We start from the raw sequence: 1,318 nt of genomic DNA, 5'->3' as shown, positions 1-1,318 counted from the left end.
ATCACCCTGGCAGAACGCCTGGATCGAATCGTTCAACGGCCGCCTGCGCGACGAACTGCTCAACTCGTGGCGCTTCGACTCCCTGCGCGAAGCCCAAGTGATCATCGAAGACTGGAGGATCGACTACAACGCCAACAGACCGCATTCGGCCCACCGCGGACTCAGCCCAGCCGAGTTCGCCCTACAGTGGACCACGACCCACCAACCCCAAGCCGCATAACGACTGGACCATCAAATGGGTCCCCCTCAGGTGTGTGACGGGATGCTTTGATGATGGAAGTTTTGGAGCGGGATCCGTCCTTTTCTGATCAGGTCGAGATGATCTTCGTCCCGATGAGCGTAAATTCAGAGAACTAGACTTCGCGCAGGTAAGTTGCAGTCGCCGGTCTCGTTGACGTGGCGCTTCTTAGCGCGTAGCAGATCGTCAAGACCAATGCGGCCGTCGAGCACCATGAATAGGTCATCGCCGGTGAACACGACAAACGGGCTGGATGAGCCGTATTGCACCAAGGCGTCCGCGCTGAACGTGTTCACGCTCACGAAGATGCCAAGTGCGTTGCGCCCCTTGCGTTCAACCTTTGTCTTGAAGACGTCGAGGTGCTCTCGTCCGGTCGACTCTTGTCGCCATCGCGCTTCGACGATGTAGTCGTCGGTGTCGAAACTCAGCGACCCGTCGATCTGTTCATGAGCCAGGCTGTAGCTGAGGCGGGGCTCCATGTCGAAGATCAGGAAGAGATCGGTCAAGAGACCTTCGAACGCCTTGCCGCGCTTGTGGGGTCTGCTGCACGGATAGGTGACATCTGAGTTGGCTTGCCTTGCGGGGTGGGCTGGAAGGATGTCATTGTACCCAGGCCTTATCCGAAAGAGTTCCGTGACGACGTTGTCCGGGTCGCCCGCAACCGCGATCCCGGGGTGACCATCGAGGCGGTCGCCAACGATTTCGGGGTGCACCCGATGACGCTGACCAAGTGGCTGCGCCAGGCCGACATCGATGACGGCGTTAAGGAGGGAACCAGCAGGTCGGAGTCGACCGACCTGCGTGCAGCTCGGCAGCGGATCAGGCTGCTGGAGCAGGAGAACGAGGTCCTGCGGCGGGCGGCAGCGTATTTGTCGCAGGCGAATCTGCCGGGAAAAGGCTCTACCCGCTCGTAAGCGAGCTCGCCGCCGACGGGATCCCCGTGGTGGTGACGTGCCGGGTACTGGACATTGCTCGCCAGCCCTACTACCGGTGGCTTCAAGAACCGGTCACCGATGCCGAGATCGTCGAGGCCTACCGCACCAACGCCCTCGTTGACGCTCATCGGGACGATCCGGAGTT

3 protein-coding genes are annotated in these 1,318 nt (G+C 60.6%); 2 read left to right on the top strand and 1 reads right to left on the bottom strand.

Features of this window, described 5'->3' with window-relative positions; all coding sequences use genetic code 11:
- Nucleotides 1-220 (top strand): integrase core domain-containing protein (locus EJK91_RS21360; RefSeq protein ID WP_164517914.1); only part of this gene is annotated, 220 nt, incomplete at its 5' end.
- Between the two features lie 125 nt (nucleotides 221-345).
- Here the strand turns inward: EJK91_RS21360 and EJK91_RS21355 are convergent.
- Nucleotides 346-951, bottom strand: coding sequence for a restriction endonuclease (locus EJK91_RS21355; RefSeq protein WP_241178778.1), 606 nt, complete (start codon nucleotides 949-951; stop codon nucleotides 346-348).
- Here EJK91_RS21355 and EJK91_RS22840 point away from each other — a divergent pair.
- The gene (locus EJK91_RS22840) at nucleotides 841-1,152 is read left to right on the top strand and encodes a transposase (protein ID WP_241178779.1); all 312 of its coding nucleotides are present in this window, start codon (nucleotides 841-843) and stop codon (nucleotides 1,150-1,152) included. The two genes, EJK91_RS21355 and EJK91_RS22840, sit on opposite strands and share 111 nt — an antisense overlap.
- Nucleotides 1,153-1,318 lie beyond the last annotated feature (166 nt).

This window comes from Mycobacterium sp. P7213 (genome assembly GCF_900604305.1).
Taxonomy (GTDB): Bacteria; Actinomycetota; Actinomycetes; order Mycobacteriales; family Mycobacteriaceae; genus Mycobacterium.
The sequence above is the reverse complement of the archived record's forward strand: the minus strand, read 5'-3'. Positions and strand labels throughout refer to the sequence as shown.